At 74.8% G+C, this 2,191-nt stretch carries 3 protein-coding genes; 2 read left to right on the top strand and 1 reads right to left on the bottom strand.

Going from position 1 to position 2,191, the window contains the following annotated elements:
* A partial coding sequence (locus ACWDCZ_RS40605; protein ID WP_449818625.1) for a hypothetical protein occupies positions 1-1,185 on the bottom strand: 1,185 nt, incomplete at its 3' end.
* A gap of 269 nt (positions 1,186-1,454) precedes the next feature.
* Between ACWDCZ_RS40605 and ACWDCZ_RS40600 the strand changes: the two genes are divergently transcribed.
* Positions 1,455-1,985, top strand: coding sequence for a GNAT family N-acetyltransferase (locus tag ACWDCZ_RS40600; protein ID WP_049650345.1), 531 nt, complete (start codon positions 1,455-1,457; stop codon positions 1,983-1,985).
* The coding region (locus ACWDCZ_RS40595; RefSeq protein WP_449818624.1) for a phosphotransferase at positions 1,982-2,191 on the top strand (210 nt) is incomplete at its 3' end. The genes ACWDCZ_RS40600 and ACWDCZ_RS40595, both read left to right, overlap by 4 nt.

Genomic DNA, 2,191 nt, shown 5'->3' with positions numbered 1-2,191 from the left:
GGCGCTCATCAGGAGGGTCGGTGTGCTGCTCCCGGTCTCGGGGAGCTGGCCCCCACCGTGGCCGGGCACCGGACCGGGCGAGTGGTGGTGGCTCGGGCCGCCCGTGGGCGACGGGCCGTGGGACGCCGTGTGGCTCGGACCGGTCGTCGGGGACGCCGAGTGGGTGGGAGAAGCCGTCGGGGACGGCGAGTGGGTGGGAGAGGCGGTCGGGGACGGCGAGGAGGACGGGGACGGCGAGGGGGAGGGCGAGGAGGACGGGGACGGGGACGGCGAGGGGGAGGCGCAGGCGACCTCCTCGATCACGACCTCCCCGTTGCCGCTGCGCGCTCCGGTGGTGAAGGTCGCGGCGGCCGGGCCGAGGCTGGAGCCGCCGCCTCCCCCGCCGCCGTCGAGCGTGGTCGCCGTGGAGGAGCCGCCGGCGCCGCCCCCGTGGGCCCCACCGCCGCCTCCGCCGCCGGTGCCCATGTGGGGGTCGCCGATGTTGACGGCCGCGTCGCCGCCCTTGGTGCCGGTGGCGCTGCCGCCCGCGAAGCCGTCGTGGTCGAACTCGGTGGTGGCGGTTCCACCCGCGCCACCCGCTCCCCCGTTTCCGCCGGACTTGCCGCCCTTGCCCGCCGCGCTCTGCCCGGTGTCGGCCCCGTCGGTTCCGGCCTGCCCGCCGGCGCCGCCGGACGCGGTTCCGTCGTTGGTGAAACTGCCGGCACCTCCGCCGCCGCCACCCGCGATGATCAGCGCGCTGCCACCCGTCGTCACGGTGGTGGCGCCTCCGCCGCCGGCACCGATGGCGCCGTTGCCGGGCCGGTGCTCCGTGTTGAAGGAGCCGCCCTGGCCGCCGCCGCCGTACCCGCCGTAGGCCAGGCTTCCGGGGACGGAGAGGTCTCCTCCGCTGCCCGCCTGCCCCACGTCGACGGTCAGCACCTGACCACTCGTGACCTGGACCGTGGCTCGGACCTGACCGCCCTTCCCGCCGGGCGACCCGTAGACGGCGTTCCCTCCCGCACCGCCGGAGGCCCGCACCACCAGCTCGCAGATCCCTTCGGGGACCACGTACTGCTCGGGCGCGCCCTTGTAGTCGAACGTGTGGATTCCGGGGGCCGCAGACGCCTGGTGCGGGGCGCAGACGAGAAGGGCCGCCAGGGCGGCCGAGGCGGCGATTCCACCGGTTCCGTAGTGGATGTTTCTCATACAAACCTTGTAATCGAGCCGCCTTCCTCCCGAGGGACAACACACGGCGCCGTCCGGGTGAACCGTGCGGGGCGGGAGCACGCCACCGTCGAGTGGGAATCATCAAACTGCCCCGAGAGCACGGGAGTTGGTGGCCTCCGTCGCTCGGGCCACCTGACCGGCCGTCGGCCCGGCATCGCGATCCCGGAGGGGGCTTCCGGCCCCGGAAAGCCGGTCGGCACCGGAAAACCCGTTGGATGCGACAGTCCCGCTGATGGTAAACATGTGACATGTTACAAGGCACCCTCATCACCCTCCGGGCCCGTCACGACGCCGACCTCCCGGTCCTCCTGGCCGAGTTGTACGACGACGTGGCGACCCGCGCCCGGGCCGACACCCGGCCCTGGCGGCCCATCCCGCCCGGCTCGGCGGACTCCCCGTACGTCGTTCCCGGGCCGTCCGACGAGGCCGCCTGCTTCTCCGTGGTCGAGACGGCCTCCGGGGAGCTCGCCGGCGAGGCCCTCCTGTGGGGCATCGACGCCCACAACCGCAGCGCCCACCTGGGCCTCGCCCTCCTGCCGGGCCACCGGGGGCGCGGGCTCGCCCCGGACGTCCTGCGGGTGCTCTGCCACTACGCCTTCCCGGTGCTCGGCCTACGCCGCCTTCAGCTGGAGACCCTGGCGGACAACACCCCGATGCTCCGGGCCGCCGCCACGGCCGGCTTCACCGTCGAGGGGCGGCTGCGCCAAGCCGCCTGGGCGTACGGGGAGTTCGTGGACCAGCTGGTACTCGGGCTGCTGGCCGAGGAGTGGCAGGGGTGAGCGACGGCCCGTCCGGGCTGCGGCCCCTCCCCCACGGCTACACCAACCGCACCGCGGGTGACGGCACGGTCGTCGTGAAACGGTACGAGGGGCCGGACGCCGAGGAGCGGCGCCGGCGCGAGCACCGGCTGCTGACCCTGCTGCACGGGCTGCTGCCGATTCCCCCGGTGCTCGGCACCGAGCCGGGCGCCATCACGCTCGGCCAC

This window comes from Kitasatospora sp. NPDC001225 (assembly GCF_053597855.1).
Note: the sequence above shows the minus strand (reverse complement) of the source record. Positions and strands in the feature narration are given on the sequence as shown.

What these genes read in the sequence shown, in the direction of transcription:
- ACWDCZ_RS40600 (WP_049650345.1), top strand. Translation starts at nt 1,455, where the DNA reads ATGTTACAAGGCACCCTCATCACCCTCCGGGCCCGTCACGACGCCGAC.